14 protein-coding genes are annotated in these 19,346 nt (G+C 61.6%); 12 read left to right on the top strand and 2 right to left on the bottom strand.

The window, feature by feature from the left end:
• The first annotated feature begins 10 nt into the window (after positions 1-10).
• From IEX75_RS14985 to IEX75_RS14940, 10 genes are all read left to right on the top strand, one after another.
• Entirely contained in the window at positions 11-583 is a 573-nt protein-coding gene (locus tag IEX75_RS14985; protein WP_188795088.1) for a cytochrome b, read from the top strand.
• A gap of 31 nt (positions 584-614) precedes the next feature.
• Positions 615-1,964: a cytochrome C gene (locus IEX75_RS14980; protein ID WP_188795087.1), complete on the top strand. Its 1,350-nt coding sequence runs from the start codon at positions 615-617 to the stop codon at positions 1,962-1,964.
• Between the two features lie 90 nt (positions 1,965-2,054).
• Complete coding sequence (locus tag IEX75_RS14975) at positions 2,055-2,390, top strand: c-type cytochrome (RefSeq protein WP_188795724.1); 336 nt, start codon at positions 2,055-2,057, stop codon at positions 2,388-2,390.
• 204 nt (positions 2,391-2,594) lie between these two features.
• Positions 2,595-3,374, top strand: a complete 780-nt coding sequence (locus IEX75_RS14970; RefSeq protein WP_229720846.1) for a TorF family putative porin — start codon at positions 2,595-2,597, stop codon at positions 3,372-3,374.
• 67 nt (positions 3,375-3,441) lie between these two features.
• On the top strand, positions 3,442-4,023 hold the full coding sequence (locus IEX75_RS14965; RefSeq protein ID WP_188795086.1) for an RNA polymerase sigma factor: 582 nt from the start codon (positions 3,442-3,444) through the stop codon (positions 4,021-4,023).
• Positions 4,020-4,664, top strand: coding sequence for an anti-sigma factor (locus tag IEX75_RS14960; RefSeq protein ID WP_188795085.1), 645 nt, complete (start codon positions 4,020-4,022; stop codon positions 4,662-4,664). Before IEX75_RS14965 ends, IEX75_RS14960 begins: the two co-directional genes overlap by 4 nt.
• Positions 4,661-5,947, top strand: a complete 1,287-nt coding sequence (locus tag IEX75_RS14955) for a S8 family serine peptidase (protein WP_188795084.1) — start codon at positions 4,661-4,663, stop codon at positions 5,945-5,947. The genes IEX75_RS14960 and IEX75_RS14955 overlap by 4 nt, the downstream gene beginning before the upstream one ends.
• Positions 5,948-6,084: 137 nt before the next feature.
• Positions 6,085-6,840, top strand: coding sequence for a hypothetical protein (locus IEX75_RS14950; protein ID WP_188795083.1), 756 nt, complete (start codon positions 6,085-6,087; stop codon positions 6,838-6,840).
• Positions 6,837-9,635, top strand: coding sequence for a Kelch repeat-containing protein (locus IEX75_RS14945; RefSeq protein ID WP_188795082.1), 2,799 nt, complete (start codon positions 6,837-6,839; stop codon positions 9,633-9,635). The genes IEX75_RS14950 and IEX75_RS14945 overlap by 4 nt, the downstream gene beginning before the upstream one ends.
• 21 nt (positions 9,636-9,656) lie before the next feature.
• Positions 9,657-10,322 (top strand): hypothetical protein, encoded by a 666-nt coding sequence (locus IEX75_RS14940; protein ID WP_188795081.1) that lies wholly within the window; start codon positions 9,657-9,659, stop codon positions 10,320-10,322.
• Between the two features lie 4 nt (positions 10,323-10,326).
• Here the strand turns inward: IEX75_RS14940 and IEX75_RS14935 are convergent, their stop codons facing one another.
• Together IEX75_RS14935 and IEX75_RS14930 are read right to left on the bottom strand one after the other, a co-directional pair.
• Positions 10,327-12,114, bottom strand: coding sequence for a CPBP family intramembrane glutamic endopeptidase (locus tag IEX75_RS14935; protein ID WP_229720845.1), 1,788 nt, complete (start codon positions 12,112-12,114; stop codon positions 10,327-10,329).
• A 152-nt stretch (positions 12,115-12,266) separates the two neighbouring features.
• Positions 12,267-16,082, bottom strand: coding sequence for a M48 family metallopeptidase (locus IEX75_RS14930; protein WP_188795079.1), 3,816 nt, complete (start codon positions 16,080-16,082; stop codon positions 12,267-12,269).
• Between the two features lie 406 nt (positions 16,083-16,488).
• Between IEX75_RS14930 and IEX75_RS14925 the strand changes: the two genes are divergently transcribed.
• Both IEX75_RS14925 and IEX75_RS14920 read left to right on the top strand, forming a co-directional pair.
• Positions 16,489-16,950 carry a (2Fe-2S)-binding protein gene (locus tag IEX75_RS14925; protein WP_188795078.1) on the top strand — a complete coding sequence of 154 codons (462 nt, stop codon included), beginning with the start codon at positions 16,489-16,491 and terminating at the stop codon, positions 16,948-16,950.
• Positions 16,947-19,256 carry a xanthine dehydrogenase family protein molybdopterin-binding subunit gene (locus tag IEX75_RS14920; RefSeq protein ID WP_188795077.1) on the top strand — a complete coding sequence of 770 codons (2,310 nt, stop codon included), beginning with the start codon at positions 16,947-16,949 and terminating at the stop codon, positions 19,254-19,256. Before IEX75_RS14925 ends, IEX75_RS14920 begins: the two co-directional genes overlap by 4 nt.
• Positions 19,257-19,346: the final 90 nt, after the last annotated feature.

Genomic DNA, 19,346 nt, shown 5'->3' with positions numbered 1-19,346 from the left:
GGGGAGAACAATGGCGACATCCAGTGACATTGCCGACAACGCAGCCGCACCGGCACGACCGCGGAGGCTCGTGCTGGTGCATTGGCTTACCGTGTTGTGCTTGCTCGGTGCAGCCACCGCCATCCTGACCCGCGATGAAGTTTCCGCACGCCTGGCCAGGCAGTGGCTGCTGGAAATCCACCGTCACTTCGGCTTGTTCGTACTCGCCTTGTTCTTTATTCGCGTGGTGGTACGCGCGCGCATCGGTGCATTGCCGTCCCCAGGCAATACCTCGCTGGCCACGCGTGCCGCCGCGGGCGTGGTGCACTTCGCTTTGTATGCCCTGCTGCTGATCCAGCCGCTGCTTGGCTGGGCACTCAGCAATGCGCAGGACAAGCCGGTGCATCTGTTCGGATTGACGCTGCCGGCACTGGTAGCCGCCGACGAGGATCGCGCCGACACCTTGCAGACCTGGCACACCAACGTTGCATGGCTGCTGCTGGCATTGATTGTTCTGCATGTACTGGCTGCGCTTTGGCATCACTTCGTACGGCGCGATGGCGTGCTGCGCGCCATGTGGTGGCAGCGCCAGCGCCATGACTGACTTTCCGTATCGATCAAGACAAGGAGATTCCATGCAAACTTCGCTGCACCGACGCACACCGTGCCGGCCCAGGAAGCTGCATCTTTGGTATGGCCTGGCCGCATTGCCGCTGTTCGCCGCGCAGACGGCGCACGCAGTGCCCGCGTATGCACGCCAGACCGGCTCCGCCTGCGCGGATTGCCACGCCGGCTCCTACGGACCCGCGCTGACGCCTTACGGCATGCGCTTCAAGATGGGCGGCTATACCGATACGGATGGCCAAGGCACCAAGATACCGGCGGCCATCCAGCTCAATGGCACGCGCACCGTGCCGGCAAAAGGCCAAAGCAGCAATCTGCTGAGCGAAGCCGATATCTATCTGGCCGGGCGTGTCACGGACCAGGTGGGTGGCTATGTGAAAGTGGCCATCGCCAACAACGGCCAGAACAAATTCAACACGCAATTGACCGACATGGATCTGCGCTATGTCGCCAAGGATCTCAAGCTGGGCAACCAGCAGGCGCTGATCGGCGTCAGTGTCAACAACAATCCGGGCTTCGACGATCCGGTCGACGCGCTGCCGGCTGCCGCCAGCAACGGCCCGCCGACGGTATCGGGCACGCTGCTCAATCCTTCCAGTTCGAACACGCTGGCGCATCGTGTGATCGGTGCAAGCCTCTATGCCTTGCTGGATGAAAACTGGTACGGCGAACTCGGCACCTACAATTCGCTGCCGACGTCGATGCAGTACAACCTGGGCTATTCCCTCTCCGGCGATCCCGGCAGGCTCAGCGATACCGTGTATGCGCGCTTTGCGTACATGCGCGATTTCAAGCACCAGTTCGTCTCCGCCGGCCTCGTCGGTTTGACTACCGAGCGCCAGCTGCCGCGCAGTGGCCCGAGCGAACACGTGACCGATGTCGGTTATGACGTGACGTATCAGTACCTCGGCAATCGCCAGAACATCATCCAGTTTGCCTACGTCAACATCATGGAGCGGCGCCGCTACGCCACCACGCCATTCGGCTCCGTGCCCGGCCTGGTCGCGCTGCCGAACGGCGTGGTGCACGACCAGACGGCAACGCTCACTTACACCTTCAAGCAGAGCTACGGCATCACGATCTCCCACATGGTGAGCACCGGTACGCACGACATCGTGCGCTTCGTGCCGTACGGGGAACCGGATACGTCCAGCAACTCGTTCACCGTGTTCTGGACGCCGTTCGGCAAGGACGATTCCTTCACGTCCATCGCCAATTTGAAACTGGCTGCCGAGTGGTTCCGCTTCAACAAGTTCAACGGCAGCAGTGACAACGTTTTCGGTGCACCGCCCGGCAGCCCGGCGGTGACCAATGCGAAAGACCTCAATGCCTTTCTGCTTTTCGCCAGCGTGGCGTTCTAAAAAACATGTACAGGAGTCGATGTAGTGAGCCAGTCAGTTTTGGGGCGGTTGTTGCGTGGTTCGGCAGTAGCAGGACTTTTGATCGGATGGATGCTGGCCTCGCCCATGGTTCGGGCCGGCGATGCCAGCGCCGGGGCGGATGTGTTCAAGTCGGAGTGTGCTGAATGCCATAGCCCCAAGCAGGGGAAGAACAAGAAAGGACCCAGCTTGTTCGGCATCGTCGGGCGTCCTGCCGGTTCGATCACGGACTACAACTATTCGGATGCATTGAAACAGGCGCATTGGACCTGGACCACCGATAAGTTGCATGACTACCTGTCACGACCGGCCAAACAGGCCAATCCAGGGACCAAGATGAAATACGACGGGCTCGATGATGCGAAGCAATTGGAAGATCTGATCACGTATCTCGGCACGCTTCACTGATGACATTCCCTTGTCTGGAGGGATCGGCTATAAGCCGATGATGCAGTACGCGCGCCCATCCGCACGTTTCTCTCGTCATTCTCGCTTACGCGAGGATGACGGCCCCGCGTGCGACATGTTTGTAGGTAGGGGTGCAAACCCCCACATCGCGATGCATGGAGATGTTGGGGTTTGCACCCCAACCTACGTGAAACGCGTGAGCCTATGAACGCATCCCGTTCGCTTCGCTCTCACCAGTTCCCTATTTCCCTCGCCATCCTGTCGGCAACCATCGCCATCGCACCGCTGCACGCTCAAACAAGCAGCCTCAGCGGCACCGTGGCACTTAGTTCGCAACTGGTCGATCGCGGCCTCGCCGTCACCCCTGTCACACCCGTCCTGCAAGGTGCCGTGTCCTGGGCTTCGGCCGATGGCTGGATACTGGGCCTGTCCATAGGAACCCAGACGCGCTCGCCAAGACATGGCTCCGACACCCTGGCCCAGGTCGACCACTATTGGTCGCTGTCCGACGATTGGCGCATGCAGGCGGGCCTGGCTTATTACGCCTACCCCGGCAACGCCAGCGCCCGCGCCTTCGATCGGGCCGAAGCCAGCATGAGCTGGATGTACCGGGACGTGCTCACGTTCGGCGTATCCGCCATCAGCCTTACCCATGGCAGCGATCACCAGCCACGCGGCGCGGCAGACGTGGGTTTCCACTGGCCCTTGCCGGCCCACTTTTCCCTGACCGCCGGCGCCGGCGTGGCCCAGCCCCTGCCCGCCGGAACCTACTACGGTGGCAGTACGTATGGCGCCTGGAGCTATTTCCGGGACTTCTACAAGTACAGCGGCCAACGTCCGAGTTCATACTACGGCTACGGCCAATTGGGCCTGGCCTGGGGTTTCGGGCCATGGCGGGTGGAGCTGGACCGGATCGCCACTGCCCCGTCCCAGCGCTGGATGGCCGCGGCCCCCTGGGTTGCCACGATTTCCTGGTCCTTTTAATAGCAAGCTCTAGCAACCTTTCGGCGCCAAACTGGCACCTATGTCGTCAACCGACGCCATCAAACCTATGAACGACGCCGATCTCAACACCGATGCCACCGACCGCCAGCTGCTACAGCGCATGGCAGCCGGCGACCGTACCGCGCTGGCCATTCTCTATCGCAATTATCACGGCCGGTTATGCCGCTTTCTGTCACGGCAGACCCGCCGTCCCGAAGTCATCGAGGAAGTGATCAACGATTGCTTCTGGATCGCCTGGCAGAAAGCCGGCGATTTCCGCGGCGACTCGCGCGTTTCCACCTGGATCATGGGCATTGCCTACCGCTGCGGCCTCAAGGCGCTGCGGCAGCATGGCGAGGAGCCGGTTGAAGACAATATTCCGGAAGAACGCATGCCCGCCGACGATCCGGATGAAGATCGCGAACTGCGCGACTGGTTGAGCAAAGGGCTGGAACGCCTTTCGCACGACCAGCGCGTGGTGGTCGAACTGGTGTACGGTGAAGGCCATACCCTGGACGACGTCGCCGCGATCATGCAATGCCCAGTGGGTACGGTGAAGGCACGCCTGTTTCATGCGCGCGTCAAGCTGCGCAATGTGCTGCCTGCCTTGGCCGAACGCTCACTTACCTTTAAAGAGCAAGCGCCATGACGATGTTACCGAACTACTCCAGCCAGGATTGCCCACGCGCGTGGGAAATGATGCCGTGGGTGCTGCAAGCCAGCGCTACGCAGGAACAAGGCGAATGGCTGACGCACCACCTGGCGCACTGCGAAGCCTGCCGCGCGGAATTTGCACAACAGAAGCGCCTGAAACAAGCCATGTCGCTACCGTCGCATGTGGACGTGGATATGGAAGCCGGCCTGCAACGCCTGCTTGGCCGCCTGGATGCACCGGTGGAAGCACCGCAGCATGTACACGCACGCCGCAGCGGTGGCTGGCTGACCCGTGCCCTGGCAGCCGCCGTGCTGATTCAAGCCATCGGTATCGGCGCACTGGGGTTGAAAGTATGGACGCCCGGCGACAGCGCGACCTATCGCACGCTGAGCCAGGAGCCTGCCACGCCAGCCACTGCCGGTGCCATCCGCGTCGTACCCGATGCGGGCATGACACTCGCCGATTGGAATGCACTGCTGCATTCACTGCAGTTGCAAGTCGTGGGCGGTCCCAATGACGTCGGCGCCTACACCGTAGCGCCCGCCGCTTCCACCGCAAGCCAGCAGAACACGCTGCAGCAATTGCGTGCCGCGCACGGCATTCGCCTGGCGGAGCCGGTATCCGACACGCCATGAAACTCGCTGCATTCGTGTTCACCGCAGCGGTGGCATGCCTGAGTGTGCATGCGCCTGCTGCGTCGGCTACCGATTCATCCAGCCAGGCTTCACCCGTGTCCGCGATGAACAGCCAGCGCGACATCGTGCTGGCCGTTGCCAACCCGATCGATCCCCCTGCCCTGCATGCCGGTTCCAGCATGCTGGGCTACGCACCGGCTGGCTATTACGGTGCCGGTCAACGCGCAGCTTCCGCGCTCGGTGATCTGAAACAGCATTACAACCTGCACGAAGTGGCCGGCTGGCCGATCAAGGCACTCGGCGTGTATTGCGTGGTGGTCGAAGCACCTGCAGGCACCCATCGCGATGATCTGATCAAAACGCTGGCCAAGGATGATCGCGTCAAAATTGTGCAACCGCTGCAGGATTATTCGGTATACGCGACGGTCGCGGCAGCAACGCATCATCGCTACAACGATCCCTATGTGGGCTTGCAACGTGGCTTTGTAGAAACAGACGCTGCACTCGCGCAAACATTCAGCCAGGGCGAAGGCGTGCATATCGCCGTCGTCGACACCGGCGCCGACACCAAACATCCCGACCTGCAAGGACGCATCCACGACGTCCACGACATGGTCAGCGGCGATACCGCGGCGTTCGATCGCGACAACCATGGCACTGAGGTGGCAGGCATCATCGCTGCCGATGCGGACAATCACCAAGGCATCGTCGGCATCGCGCCGAAAGCCATGCTGAGTGTGTACAAGGCGTGCTGGTACGGACCCGAACCCCACGGTGGCGCACACTGCAATTCGTTCACGCTGGCGAAGGCACTGGCCGCCGTCATCGACACCGATGCACGTATCGTCAACCTGAGCCTGGGCGGCCCTGCCGACCCGCTGCTCGACAAACTGCTGCAGCAATTGCTCAGCCAGGGCCGCATCGTGGTAGCTGCCTTGCCCCCGAGCGGAAACGTCGATGGATTCCCTGACAACGCGCCCGGGGTGATCGTTGTGCGCGTGAGCGGCACGTCGCCGGCACCCACCGGTGTGTTGAGCGCACCCGGCAAAGACATCCTCACGACCCAACCCGACGGCGGCTACGACTTCAGCTCCGGATCATCCATGGCCGCCGCGCACGTGAGCGGCATTGTCGCGTTGTTGCTTTCGCTTTCGCCGCATCTGGATGCGCGCGCAGTGCATGATCTGTTGGTACAGAGCAGCAAGTTGTCCAATGGCGTGATGGAAGTGAATGCCGCCGCTGCCGTGGCGGCGTTGCATAACGCGGACAAGTCGACGCGTTGATCATCGCGAAACGGCTCGCCACGTGTAGATGGCGCAGCCCCCGCCGCCACGATCGTCATCTCAGTCCCAAGCGCGACGCTCTTTTTCAACAGCGTTGGTGATTAAATAAGCCCCAAACAGGGGACAAGGGTCAGGGGATGCCCATCCATCGCAAGCTTCGCGCCAGCTATTACCTGGCGGCGACCGTTGTGCTGCTCGCTGCGGGTACGGGCAACGTATCCGCGATCGGTCCTTACGACTCGCGCAACGGCGACGAATGCCGTGCACAAGTCAACGCGAACTACGATGCCATGGAGGCAGCGATGCATGCGAATGGCAATGACACGGGCATACCCGTCGTCGAAGCCAGGTTTCGCATGCCAGCTCTGGCCGAATGCCGGAGAATGGACGAGCTCTTGCGCTACGAACGATTGGCGCCTTCTTTGGATCGCCTGTCGTCGGCACTGGAAGGCCTACGCAGTGGTCGCGCAAATTCGACTGCCGCGATGCAGGCCATAAACGCAGATCACACCACCATCCTGCAAATGCCGCCCAGCCCGTACCGGGCGGAATACCTTCGACAGTACGCCGACTACCAGCGCTACCTGTCGCTGGTGCCACCGCCAGCTCCTGCTCCCTTCGATGGTATCTATCGCTGCAGCCATCCGTCGGCAGGCGTGAGCTATGGCGACCAACCCTGCGCGCCAGTCTCGTCTGAAGAAAGCTGCGACAGCTTGCGCAAGCACGCCGACAACAGTCGCCGTGCGTACGACCAAGCGGTGAATGCGCTGTTGTCCAGCGCCAACCAGACCGGCAACGGTTGGCGCAGCAGTGAAGATCACCGCCAAAAAGCGTTATCCGATCTGCGTTGGTACTCCGACCGCGCGCGCCTGCAAGGATGCCCCACATCATGAAACGCCTTTTGTTTTTCGGGGTCATCGTGCTTGGGTTTATCGCCGCCAGGTCTTTTGCCCAAGAGTCACCCGAAGCAGCTGGCCATTTACAACCCTTCGGGGGTTATCTGGCGCCGTTGCACGGTAGTACGGTGAGTCTGCTACCGGACAACAGCATCCTGGTTTATGGCTACGGCGTGTCGCCCAATGAGTGGCGCACACAGCAAGACCAGAGCGATGCCTTGCGCCAACGCCAAGGTGTAGACGGCGGACCCGATCCCTCGCCCAAGCTCTACGATCCCGCAAGCGGCGGTTGGCGCAGGCTTTCGGGCGCACCCGAATGCAAATTCGGCAACCTCTTTCTGCATACCGCCACGCTGCTTCCCAACGGTGAGGTGCTGATGGCAGGTGGCTTGTGCGACGCTGCCAAGCTGCTTAACGATCCCTCGCCATCCACGCCGTATGCCGGGCTATCGCTATGGGATAGCGCAACGCGCCAATGGCAATCCGTGCCAGCGCTGGCGCAGACCCGCATCTTCCACACCGCAACGCTGATGCGGGACGGCAGCGTTCTGCTGGTGGGCGGAGAAAGTGATCCGCAACTGTCGCAAGAAAAGGGCGAGCCCGTGCTCGCCAGCGTGGAGCTCTACGCACACGGCAAGCTCGATGCCGTACCGCCCATGGGCACCGCCCGTGCCAAGCACAATGCCATCGCATTGCCCGACGGCAGCTTGCTGGTGACCGGCGGTTTCGATGCCAACGGCAACCCATTGGCGTCGGCCGAACTGCTCAACGCGCAAGGCACTGCATGGAAGACCCTGCAGCCGATGCACATAGCACGCTACAGCCACACCGCGACGCTGCTTGCCGATGGCCGCGTACTGGTAACCGGCGGCATCGGCCAGGACGGCAGGCCATTACGCTCGGTGGAACTATGGGATCCCACCACCGGCAACTGGAGCGATGCGGCGGAACTGCCGGTCGGGTTGTATGGGCATGCTGCCGCACGCTTATCCTCCGGCGATGTACTGGTTGCCGGCGGTGCGTGGATTCCCACCATCCAAGGACAGTCTTTGCCCTGGGCATGGTTGTGGAGTCCGCGATCGGGAGACTGGCAACTCGCAGGCCGCGCCGCGCCGGCCAATGAAAGTGATATGTCCAGTCCGGTCAGTCTTGCCGTGCGGCCCGACGGCAGTGTGCTGATTTTTACGCCAAGCCATGTGCTGCGCTGGCAACCCGGGCCATTACCGGATGACACCGTGCCCGCCTGGCAATCAGCGCCAGCGATCGCAAAACTGTCCCACCAACGTTTGATGCTGGTGGGTTATCTGGCCGACGATTTCAGCGGTATTCCCGTGGCTCGTATCTGGGATGCCACCTCCCATCGCTGGAGCGATGCCGGCACGCTCAATCCCGCCAAGGCAGGCAGAGCCAAGGCGTTGATGCTGCCTTCCGGAGACGTCATCTACGTCATGGTGGATACAGAGCATGCATTGCAATGCCAGCGCTGGAGCGCCAGTCAGAACACATGGTCGCTTTGCGGCAAGGCAAATCTGCAATATCTCACCACCTCGCCCCCCCAATTAGGGCTGCTACCCGATGGGCGCGCCTTCGCCATCGCCAACATGCATGAGGCGGCGGTGTATGACGACAGCAACCAATGGTCGACATGGCGCGTCGATTGGCATCAGGACGGTCTGACTTACGGCGCCCCGGTTCATGCATCACAACCCTTTGCGACGGTGACCGATCCGGCGAGCAACCAACGCTTCGAAGTGAACGATGCCGGTGCACGTTTCCTGCATGATTTCGATCCCGCGCGATTTACCGCGATGCTGTGGAACGCCCGCACAGGTTGGTGGGATTACGTGCTGATGGGGCACGGCATGGGGCCCGACGCGCAGCATCTGCCAGACGGTTGCGCGTTGTCGACCTACCCCATCGCGCTCTATCGCGCCGGCGACGCGCGGGTATTTCCGTTATCGGATCCAGGCTTCGGCAGTCTTGAGCACAACATGACGGTGATGGACGACGGCACTGTCGTGGTGGTCGGCGCGGGCAACGGGACGCAGGAACCAGGCGCTGGCTTTTTTTATCGCAAGGCGAGCTGCGCAGGGTTTGAGCCGCCACCGGCGGGCGACCGTTATGTTTCTCCCACCACGGCGATGGATCCCAGACCACCTCCGTCCGCAAAACAGGATGACGCCAAGCCATCCGAATCACCGTGGCTTATCGCCTGGCGAGCGGCGACGAACTTCAAGTGGGTCATGCTGGTTTGTGCGGGCTTATGGCTGCTCTACCGCTTGTTGCGCCGCGTGCCCTGGCCGCGATTGACCGGTGTTCGTGCGTTCTCAATCCGGCTGCTGGTGTATGGCGCCCTGGCCATCATGCTTATGCCCTGGATACTGTCGCTGTCCGCGTGGATCAGAGATAGGCCGACGTCGGGCTGGCGCCAGGTGAGTTCGACCGCGCAACAAGCAGCGCGAGAGGCGATGACGCCCAGCCTGCGACCCTGCCGCCTGATCGGCTTGTGGTCGTCGACACGCCAAGGCATCACGCGTCGCATCGAGCTGAAAGATGATGGCAGCTACGTGATGATGCCAAGTCAATTCGACCGCTGGCCGGCAAATTTGATCGGTCATTGGAAAGTGCAGGCCCACACCATCACGTGGCAGGACGACAAAAGCGGCATCGTCGACGTGAACCCGATCGAGGATCTGCGCGAAGGCCATTTCCAGGTCATCGAGAATGACGGCACCCGCACCCGGTTCGAGCGCATCGAGACCAGAACATCAACGGGTTGCGACAGCAACTGATCCAGAACCGGGAGTGGATGGATGATGATGATGACGAGACGATGGATCATGGGGCTGGCATTGGCCATCGCAGCAATGAGCCCAGTGCCAGCAGTAACCCAGGGCACCGCCATCTATCATTGCAAGGCCAATGATCAAACTGTATTTCAGGATCATCCTTGCGCCGGAACGGTGGCGGAAACCCCGCCGAGCCCCGCAAGCAAGCAGGTTTTCGATGAGGCTGCGCTGGAGCATAAGCTCGACCGATTGCAAGCATTGGGCGTGGGCCTGATCCAGCCTTCTCCACCGTCTGCGCAGCAATCCTCGCCTGAACGTGAACCGCTATACCCTGCCGGCTCCAAGCCAACGAGGCGCATGACCTGGGGGGAGTATCAGCAAATGCAACAAGCATGGACCGCACGTCTCACTGCCCAGGCCGAGCACAACAATGCAGTGGCCGCTGCAAAGCTGAGCCAGGACGAAGAACACATGCAGCAACGCTGCGGCGAAAAGCTGAGCGACCTGCCCAACGTTGGCATGAGTGACGACGCTTTTCGTCTATGCACGGCACTGGCGCGCTATGGCCACATCACGCAGATCGTGGTCAGCGACGAAGACGGCATGCCCCTGCGGCTCTACGTGTTTCCGACAGAGAAGATACATCGCGTGTATTCCATCAATGGCGTCGTGACGGCGGTAAAGCCGTAAACGATCATCCACCTAACAAGATCGCCGCGCAGGCAATCGCGTTGTTCGCCGCATGCAAGGCAATCGGTGCCGCCAGGCCACGCGTACGACGCGCCAGCCAGCCGCCGAGCAAACCCAGCAGAAAATAGAACACGAAATGCGGTGTGTCGTTATGCAACACGGCAAAAAGCAGGGCCTGGCAGACATTGGCCCAGCCGAAGCTGATATGCCGGGTAAGCCCACCCAATACGCAGCCCCTGAAGATCAACTCCTCATAGACGGGCACAGCCACCGCGATCACCAGCAAGGCGAAAGCCGGTCCGCCCATATGCACGAACGCCAACGCCAGCGTGGCAATCATGCGGTCATGCAGCGAACTCCGTACCGCTGCGCTCAGGTGTCCCGAATGCCATGCCGCCCAGACACCCCATGCTTTCACCAACGCCCAAAGCGCCACGACGACGAGCGCGGTGATCATGCCGCGATCACCCAGCCAATCACGCCGCGAAAGGTGCCGGGCGATGGGTGCCATCAGTGCGCCACCTACTAAAAGGGTAGCCAGCTGAATGGCAACGATGGCGGCCTGCTCATCGCTGGACAGAACTTTGCTCGTCATCCACGACTGCAAGGGACTTCCACCGCCCAGGAAAGGCACGACGGTGGAGGCGACGAGAAAGATGGCCAGGCCGATCCACATGCGCCGCAGACCGATGCCTGAAAAAAGCGGCGCGGTTGGCTTGTTGAGCCGCGCACGAACGATGCCGCGGTAATAGGTCGGAAAAGCAATCAGGCTCGGCGCATACATCAGCACCAACATCAGCACCAGCATGCCTAGTGCCAGATGTACCAACGCGGGCGAGAACAATTGCGCGGGGTCGTGCCGCAATAGACTTCCATAGGCAAACAACAACGGCATGGACATGCCGGTCTTGGTCAACCACGCTTGCAACGCGGTCGATGCAGCCTTGCCGTCACTGGTAGCCACCGCGACATCCAAGCGTGTCTGATATTGCTGGATGGTCTCGCTGCACGTGCAACCTCCCACGTGAGTGAGCGCCTTGGCTGCTTCCGCCGTCTTTCCTGCGCGCAGATAAATACGCGCCGCCACCCACCAGTTGGTGAACTCACCCTTTTTCGTCGCACGCTCGAGTTCGGCCAGCGCCGCGCTCGGACTCAGGCTGTCGGCCGCAAAACTTACCCTCGACCATTCCTTCCATATCGACGCATCCACGGGCGTTTTGGTCAGCAAGGCTTCCGCTTCACCCGTACGCCCTACGCTTGCCAGATAACGCAGCGCCGTCACCAGCTGGTCGCTGGCCGGATCCATCTGCACCGACGCCAATGCTTCCTGCCCGGCAAAGTCCGTCTGCTTCGTCACGGTATAGCCACGCGCAAGAATGCCGTGGAGCTTCGCACGTTGTTGCAAGGTCCAATGGGCGCTTGCCGGCAACAACGTACGCGCGAAAGCGATGGCCTCCTTGCCGCCCATCTGTTCGGCGATGAAGAGATTGGCTTCGGCGTCGTCTGGGAAGCGCGCTTGGAGATCTTTCTTGCAGGCCTGGAAATCATCCTGCGCGGCGTCGGTCCAATCGATCTCCTCGCTGTATGTGAAGGTCTGGATGAAGTGGCAGCGCGCCAGTACCAGCCCGGCATCATTCGGCCTGGCTTTCTCTTCGCGTGCGTAGGCCGCCATCACGTTGTGATAAGCCTCTTGCTGGCCGGCGGAAACCAGGGCTGCAGCTTGTTCGGAAGTGCGCAGGACGTCCGGCGGAATGGGCGTTTGCGCCATAGCAGGAGCGCACAGGCAGATCATGCAAATGATCCATACAAAGACACGCATGTTGGAAACAGCCTCCTACTGAACGCTCTGATTCGTGTTGCGTAACTGCCTGGTAATCGTAGGTTGGGGTGCAAACCCCAACACCGCCACACCGGATGTTGGGGTTTGCACCCCAACCTACGTTGTTATCCGAGATACGGTCTTTCCCCGGCAAACAGTACCGCCCGCGCAAAATGCCGCCAGGCATCCGGTGCAAGCGGCCCCAGCAAATACACGCCGGCCACGTACGCTTGCGCACGCATTTCCATCGGCACGCCATCCAGCGCGCGCTCGGCATCGATCGCATCGCCATGCTGCGCCAAGGCCACGAAACGCTGCATGCCCTGCACCCACGCATGCCCTTCCCCACCGGATTCAGCGCCGATGCTGTCAAGGATCTTGGCGATGGCAGGATCGCTGGCGTCGTCGCCTTGTGCGAGCGCCAGCCACACGGTCTCCTGATCGATACCCATGCCCTGAGGCAACGCAGCGACACGCGAGCGCAACAACGTCGAAGCGCCTCGCGACGCTGCAGCCATGCGCAGTACGTGGCCTTCGATCGGCGTGTGCGAGGAAGCCGTCAACGCTTCATCCAGCCGCCCATCGGAGAGCAGGGTTAGCGCACGATACGGCCCATCCTGTACCGGTTCGCCTGGTTCAAACGACAACATATTGGCCAGCCAAGGCGACGTCGCGGCAAGCTGCGATTCCCGTTGAGGCGCATTAGGCGGATCGAGTAGGCGCGACAAGCGCACTACTTCGACCGCTGCGGAACTGCGCAGGATGGGTTTTTCGCTTATCACTTTCGTGTAAAGCGCCTGCGCCTGTGGATAGTGCTGTTGCTCTCCCTCGTCGAAGGCATCAGCCATGGCGAACCACGCCGATTGCGGCCAGCGCTCCGCTCCCTCCGCAAACTGGCGGTCCCGCTCGGGTCCCGGCTGCGCGCAGCGTGCCGCTAAATAAGCAAGATCAGGTTGATCGGGCGACGCCTGTGCCAGTGCCAGATCATGCGCGCAAACGACGTCACGCGTTGCACCGACGTCGTAATCCTGCTCCAGACGCATGGCAGCCACATCGAGCGGGAATTGCTTGCGACGCGCGGCAAAGACGTCGTTGAAACCCGGCACGGGACGCGCCAATTCCAACCAACTCATCAAGTTGGCGGAATCGGGTTTGTCGAAACGTACGTGCGCCAGCAGCATCGCCGCGGCAGCTTGCTGATCCTTGATCTGGTCGGCATAGAACTCCGGCGGCAAGTTGTCCATGCCGTCAAGCACGGTGCGCATGCCTTGGCCGCCGCTGGTTTGAATACGCTGCGGAGGTTGCGTGAACACGTCATCGGCGTGCACCACCTGCCAACGTTGCGGTGGCAACAGCGATGCTCCCATCCTGGGAGCAGAACCGTATGACGCTATCCATGAATGCAACGGTGCAGCGCTGGCTACCGTGTAGACGACATGGTTGTCGGCGCGATTGATCGGCGCGGAGAAATGCTCGATGGCTTGGCCATCATCGGTGCGCGCATCCACTTGCACATTGCCCAGACCATGTACCGACACATCGTCATGTTCATGCGGCAGCACGGTGACGTGTTGGCCATCGACGGTGGCTGACACGGTGCGATCCAGCGGGTTGTACACCGTCACCTTGGTGCTCTCGTGCAGCCACCCGAACACCAGCACGGAACCGACGATCGCCATCGCTGCTGCGGCTCGGGCCAGGCCGGAAAGGCGATCACCGGCAGTTTCGAAACGCTGCCAGAAACCTTGCTTCACTTGCTGCCCGCGCTCGGTGCCGGGCACCAGCGTGGGGTATTCCTTGTGCACGGAGGGGATTTCGCCAGGTGCCTCGCCAGGCGGCACGTCACGCGTCGCCGCCGCCATCGACGCTTCCATGGCCAGCAATTCATCGAGCGCAACGCGGCGCAGAGCCGATAGCCAGCCACCGACGCGATTGATCCATCCGTCGATGTGACGCAACCACTCGTTGATGTTGGCGCGCTCCGGCGCGCGCAAACCGTAGGTGCCAAGCGCCTGCGCCCAGCTCGCCGCACCCAGCCTGGCCATGATGCGTGCGCTGGGCTTCACCGTGCCGGCTTCGTTGTAGATCCCGCAAATCGCGCGGTGCACGTCGCTTGCACCGGCCAGGATGCGGCGCACGCCATTCTCATTGATGCTGCCGCGCGCGGCAGCCTGGCGGTAGTCCTTGGCGAGTGCAGCTTGTGCGTCGCGCAGATTGGCTTCCGCATGATCCGCGTAATGCAGTACATGCAATACGCCGAGCAGGTAATCGCGCCATGCTGGCGCCTGCGCGGCGGCCACTTTCAGATGCAGGCTGCGTACGCGGCGCAAGATCGAGTGCAGACTCGATTGCACGCCGGTGCGCTCTTTTTCCACCTCGGCAATGGTGGCCGGCAACTGGCTGCGTTTCAGGATGTGGCCACGATGACGTATGACGCCATCTGGCGCGTTGTAGATGCGATCGCGCAGCGAGCACAGCAAGGCATGCTCGCGCTCGAGCGATTGCAGGCGATCCAGCTCTTCGCCGATGCGCGGCGGATATAGATCGTCCAGCGACAACGGCAGGCGCGGCACGGCGTTCTCGTAATACAACTCATCCGGGCTGGCGGTATGCCGCACGGGCGACATACCTAGATAGATGCCGCGGTAATCCGGCTTGAGGTGTTCGCGCGCGAACTGATCGTCCAGCCGCTTCAGTGTTTCATCCAGTTCCACCGGCGGCTGCGTTGGCTTGCCGCCCAGGTCGTTCGTCATGCGCTCGCGCAAAGCTTGTTCGTGATCGAAGATGGACCACGCGCTGCGCTCATCAGCCGGCGCAAACAAGTAAGTGCGCTTGGCGTTGCTTTCGCGCTCGTGATTCATGGGGTGCGTCGCCCACATGCGCGGTGGTTGTGCCAATTCACTCTCGAATACGCGAAACGCCGCGCCACCCTCGGCCGGCAACTGCGGACGATTGGCGTAGCCGGGATCGTTGTAGATGATGCCGAGCCGATCGGCCAGCGCCAGCTGCACGGCAAAGATGTCGCGCGGTGGACGATTCGCTCCCACTTCACCGCGCAGGAAATTCAAGCTGCGATCCCAGGCATCGTCGGCCACCTTCAAGCGATGCAGCGCGTGTACCAACGCATCGCTGCCGGTGAGCGACACCGCCACCAGATCCGCCTGCAATTCCATCTCGCGCGCCAATGCACGCTGCGCGAGCACTACCAGCCGAAAGCCGGCATCGACGACGACACGCAGCGCCCAGATCACGATACCCAGCAGCCAGCCGATCCAGGCAATGCGGATATCGAGACGGGATAGCCCACGCAGAAAACCGTCCAGCGCATCACGGCGCGTCACGATGTAGGCAGCCACCTGCTGCGCCGTATAAACCCATCGCCCGACGGCCATGGAACGCTGCCCGAAATGGCCGAATTCATGCGCGCAAACCGCTTTGAATTCGCCCAGATTCAGCATGTTCACCAGGCCCAAGCCAATCTCTAGATTCTTGCGCGAGGGAAACAGCAAGTTGAGCAGCGACAGGTCGTACGACACCGCCGCATTGACCCGGCCGCTGGCGTATACCCTGTGCGGACGCGGCGCGCCGGCTTCGTCGGCGATGCGATCGAGAAAGTCGAACAGCCGTGGCTGATCTTTGCGGGTCAGCTCGATGCCGTCGGCTTGTGCGCCCTTCTTGATGAAGAACAGCGCCTTGATCAGGAACACCGCAAAAAACAGGCTGCCCCCGCCCACCAGCCCCGCACCGAAACCGTCACCGTCGGAAACCCTGGCCAGTTCAGTCACACCGTTGTAAACAAACCAGGCTGCTAGCGCGACATACAGTGCAATAAACAGCAGCAACGCAGCCACGGCGAGCCAGGCATGGCGCAAATAGGTGCCGCTGGGACGAGCAAAGCCCTCCGGGACGTCGGCGGGACCGGCTGGATAGATCACGTTCACCCTTACCTCTCCTTGCAAGCGATGACTTCGTTTCAGCTTCCTGCGTGCACGGCCATCCAGGCAGGACAGCCGCCCTCGCACCTCGCGGTGGGACGTGTCGGACGAAAAGTGGTTTTTTTGCATGCACGCACCATCATGCGTGCTCCCCCTTCATCCCTGGTTCCCCCGAACAGCGCGTTTTCACGCTGCGATAACTATGGCGGGTTCCGGGCGGTGGTGGAAGGGGTTTGCCATCCCAACGGCCCCGCAGCTCGTAGGTTGGGGTGCAAACCCCAACCTACGAAGCTGTGCGAAAACTCACCCGTCACAGCATCAGGCAAGAACCTGACAACCTCTGGCATTCCTTAAAACGGCGTATCGGCAGTACCTTTGCCAACTACCGTCCCCCAAGCTGAAGAGGTCCCCCATGCTCACGTTGACCATCAACGGACACGACCATTCCTTCGACGGTCCACCCGAGATGCCTTTGCTCTGGTACCTGCGCGACACGCTGGGTTACACCGGCACCAAGTTCGGTTGTGGCATGGCCTTGTGCGGTGCGTGCACGGTGCATCTGGATGGCACGGCCGTGCGCTCCTGCGTCACGCCGGTGGTGGCCGCCGCGGGCAAACACGTCATCACCATTGAAGGTTTGTCGCCAGATGGCAGCCATCCGGTGCAGCGCGCCTGGATGACACTCAATGTGGCGCAATGCGGTTACTGCCAGGCCGGGCAGATCATGCAGGCTGCCTCGCTGCTGAAAAACAATCCGCATCCCAGCGATGACGATATCGAGGCTGCGATGTCCGGCAACATCTGCCGCTGCGGCACATACACGCGCATTCGCGCTGCGATCAAACTCGCCGCCAGTGAAGGGAGTGCAGCATGAACAACGATAGCCTGCACATTTGCAATGAAAGTCGCCGCTCATTCCTGCTCGGTTTCGGCGCAGGCAGCCTGCTGTTGGCGTTTGGCCTGCCGGTGCTCGCACGTGCGGCGGAGACACCCAGGAAGAAATACGGTGGTGAAGGCACCGAGCATGGCCTGCGCGACGATCCGCACCTGTTCGTCGAGATTGCGTCGGACGGCATGGTGACCGTGGTCTGCATCCGCTCTGAAATGGGCCAAGGTGTGCGCACCAGCGTGGCGATGGTGGTTGCCGATGAACTTGGCGCGGATTGGTCGCGTGTGAAAGTGCGCCAGGCGCCGGGCGATGAAGTGAAATACGGTGACCAGGACACCGATGGTTCGCGCAGCCTGCGCCAGAGTTTTGCTGCCTTGCGCCGCGCCGGTGCCGCCGCGCGCACGATGCTGGAACAAGCCGCCGCCGCGCAATGGGGCGTACCGCTGAGCCAAGTGAAAGCCGGCATCCATGAAGTGGCCGATACCAAGAGCGGACGCAAGCTCGGCTTTGGCGAACTGGCCACCAAGGCGGCGGCATTGCCCGCCCCCGATCCGAACACGCTGGCACTGAAGTCGCCGGCCGAATTCCGCTATATCGGCAAAGGCAAGACGCCGCTGATCGACAACCACGACATCGTCACCGGCCGCGCGCCGTACGGCATCGACATGCGTCTTGACGGCATGCTTTATGCCGTCATCGCACGTCCTCCGGTATACGGCGACAAGCTCGCTTCATTCGACGGAAGCGCTGCAGAGAAAATGCCGGGCGTGGTGAAAGTGATGACATTGCAATCCACGCCGCTGCCTTCCGGTTTTCAACCGCTGGGCGGTGTGGCGGTGATTGCCGACAACAGCTGGACCGCCATCAAGGCGCGCGAGCAGTTGAAACTCAACTGGGCCAGCGGGCCGAATGCCAGCTACGACTCGGTTGCCTATCGTGCACAGCTCGACGCGGCCAACCGCAAGCCCGGCAAGCTGGTGCGCAACGACGGCAACGTCGACCAGGCCTTGCATGGCGCCGCCAAACGCGTCACTGCCGATTACTACATTCCGCATCTTGCGCACGCCACCATGGAACCGCCCTGCGCGGTCGCGCGTTTTGCGGATGGCAAGTGCGAAGTGTGGGCACCTACGCAATCGCCGCAAGACGTTCGCACCGAGCTGGTGAAAGCATTGGGTATTCCGGATGCGAACGTCACTGTCAATGTCACGTTGCTCGGCGGCGGTTTCGGGCGCAAATCCAAGCCCGATTACGTCGTGGAAGCCGCCCTGCTCTCGCGTGCCATGGCCAAGCCGGTCAAACTGCTGTGGACGCGCGAGGACGACATCGTCAACGATTATTTCCACGCCGTATCGGCTGAACACTTCGAAGCGGCGCTGGATGGTTCCGGCAAGGTTGCCGGCTGGTTGCATCGCACCGTTGCGCCATCCATCTCGTCGACGTTCATGCCCGGCATCGATCACGAGCAGGCCGGCGAGTTGAATCAGGGTATTGTCGACCTGCCCTTCGCCATTCCCAACGTGCGCATCGAAAATCCAGCGATCGACGCGCATACCCGCATCGGCTGGTTCCGCTCGGTGTACAACATCCCGCATGCCTACGGCATCCAAAGCTTCGTCTCAGAATTGGCGGCGGCAGCTGGGCGCGATCACCGTGATTTCCTTTTGGAACTGATCGGCCCCGACCGCCAGTTCGATCCATCAACGCAGTTGCCGTTTACGAACTACGGCGAAGATCCCAAGCTTTTTCCGGTCGACACCCAGCGCATGAAGCGCGTGATTGAAACCGTGACGGCGGCGGCCGACTGGGATCGCAAGCGGCCCAAGGGGCGTGGCCTTGGCCTGGCGGCGCATCGCAGCTTTGTCACGTATACTGCGGCGGTGATCGAGGTGGAAGCCACGCCCGATGGCAAGCTGAGCATCCCCCGCGTGGATATCGCCATCGACTGCGGGCCACAAGTGAATCCCGAACGGGTGCGCTCGCAGTTGGAAGGCGCGGTGATCATGGGCATTGGCTTGGCCCTGCATGGCGAAGTCAGCTTCAAGAACGGGCACGCCGAACAATCCAACTTCAACGACTTCCTGGTGTTGCGCATGAACGAAGCGCCACGCGAGATTCATGTGCACATGGTGGCGGCGGATGATTTCTCGGTGCCATTGAGCGGCGTTGGCGAACCGGGCTTGCCGCCGATTGCGCCGGCGTTGACCAATGCGATTTTTGCGGCAACGGGGGAAAGGATTCGTGCTTTGCCGATAAGGCAGCAGTGGGTGAAGGCGAAGCATGTGGCGTGAGGCTTTCGGGAATGACGGCCAAGAGGCAAAGTGACGTAGGTTGGGGTGCAAACCCCAACATGGCGGTGTCCTTGGGCATAGCGATGTTGG

It is taken from the genome of Dyella nitratireducens (assembly GCF_014642835.1).
GTDB classification, from domain to species: domain Bacteria; phylum Pseudomonadota; class Gammaproteobacteria; order Xanthomonadales; family Rhodanobacteraceae; genus Dyella_B; species Dyella_B nitratireducens.
Note: the sequence above shows the minus strand (reverse complement) of the source record. Positions and strands in the feature narration are given on the sequence as shown.

What these genes read in the sequence shown, in the direction of transcription:
- IEX75_RS14985 (WP_188795088.1), top strand. Translation starts at nt 11, where the DNA reads ATGGCGACATCCAGTGACATTGCCGACAACGCAGCCGCACCGGCACGA.
- IEX75_RS14980 (WP_188795087.1), top strand. Translation starts at nt 615, where the DNA reads ATGCAAACTTCGCTGCACCGACGCACACCGTGCCGGCCCAGGAAGCTG.
- IEX75_RS14975 (WP_188795724.1), top strand. Translation starts at nt 2,055, where the DNA reads ATGCTGGCCTCGCCCATGGTTCGGGCCGGCGATGCCAGCGCCGGGGCG.
- IEX75_RS14970 (WP_229720846.1), top strand. Translation starts at nt 2,595, where the DNA reads ATGAACGCATCCCGTTCGCTTCGCTCTCACCAGTTCCCTATTTCCCTC.
- IEX75_RS14965 (WP_188795086.1), top strand. Translation starts at nt 3,442, where the DNA reads ATGAACGACGCCGATCTCAACACCGATGCCACCGACCGCCAGCTGCTA.
- IEX75_RS14960 (WP_188795085.1), top strand. Translation starts at nt 4,020, where the DNA reads ATGACGATGTTACCGAACTACTCCAGCCAGGATTGCCCACGCGCGTGG.
- IEX75_RS14955 (WP_188795084.1), top strand. Translation starts at nt 4,661, where the DNA reads ATGAAACTCGCTGCATTCGTGTTCACCGCAGCGGTGGCATGCCTGAGT.
- IEX75_RS14950 (WP_188795083.1), top strand. Translation starts at nt 6,085, where the DNA reads ATGCCCATCCATCGCAAGCTTCGCGCCAGCTATTACCTGGCGGCGACC.
- IEX75_RS14945 (WP_188795082.1), top strand. Translation starts at nt 6,837, where the DNA reads ATGAAACGCCTTTTGTTTTTCGGGGTCATCGTGCTTGGGTTTATCGCC.
- IEX75_RS14940 (WP_188795081.1), top strand. Translation starts at nt 9,657, where the DNA reads ATGATGATGATGACGAGACGATGGATCATGGGGCTGGCATTGGCCATC.
- IEX75_RS14935 (WP_229720845.1), bottom strand. Translation starts at nt 12,114, where the DNA reads ATGATCTGCCTGTGCGCTCCTGCTATGGCGCAAACGCCCATTCCGCCG.
- IEX75_RS14925 (WP_188795078.1), top strand. Translation starts at nt 16,489, where the DNA reads ATGCTCACGTTGACCATCAACGGACACGACCATTCCTTCGACGGTCCA.
- IEX75_RS14920 (WP_188795077.1), top strand. Translation starts at nt 16,947, where the DNA reads ATGAACAACGATAGCCTGCACATTTGCAATGAAAGTCGCCGCTCATTC.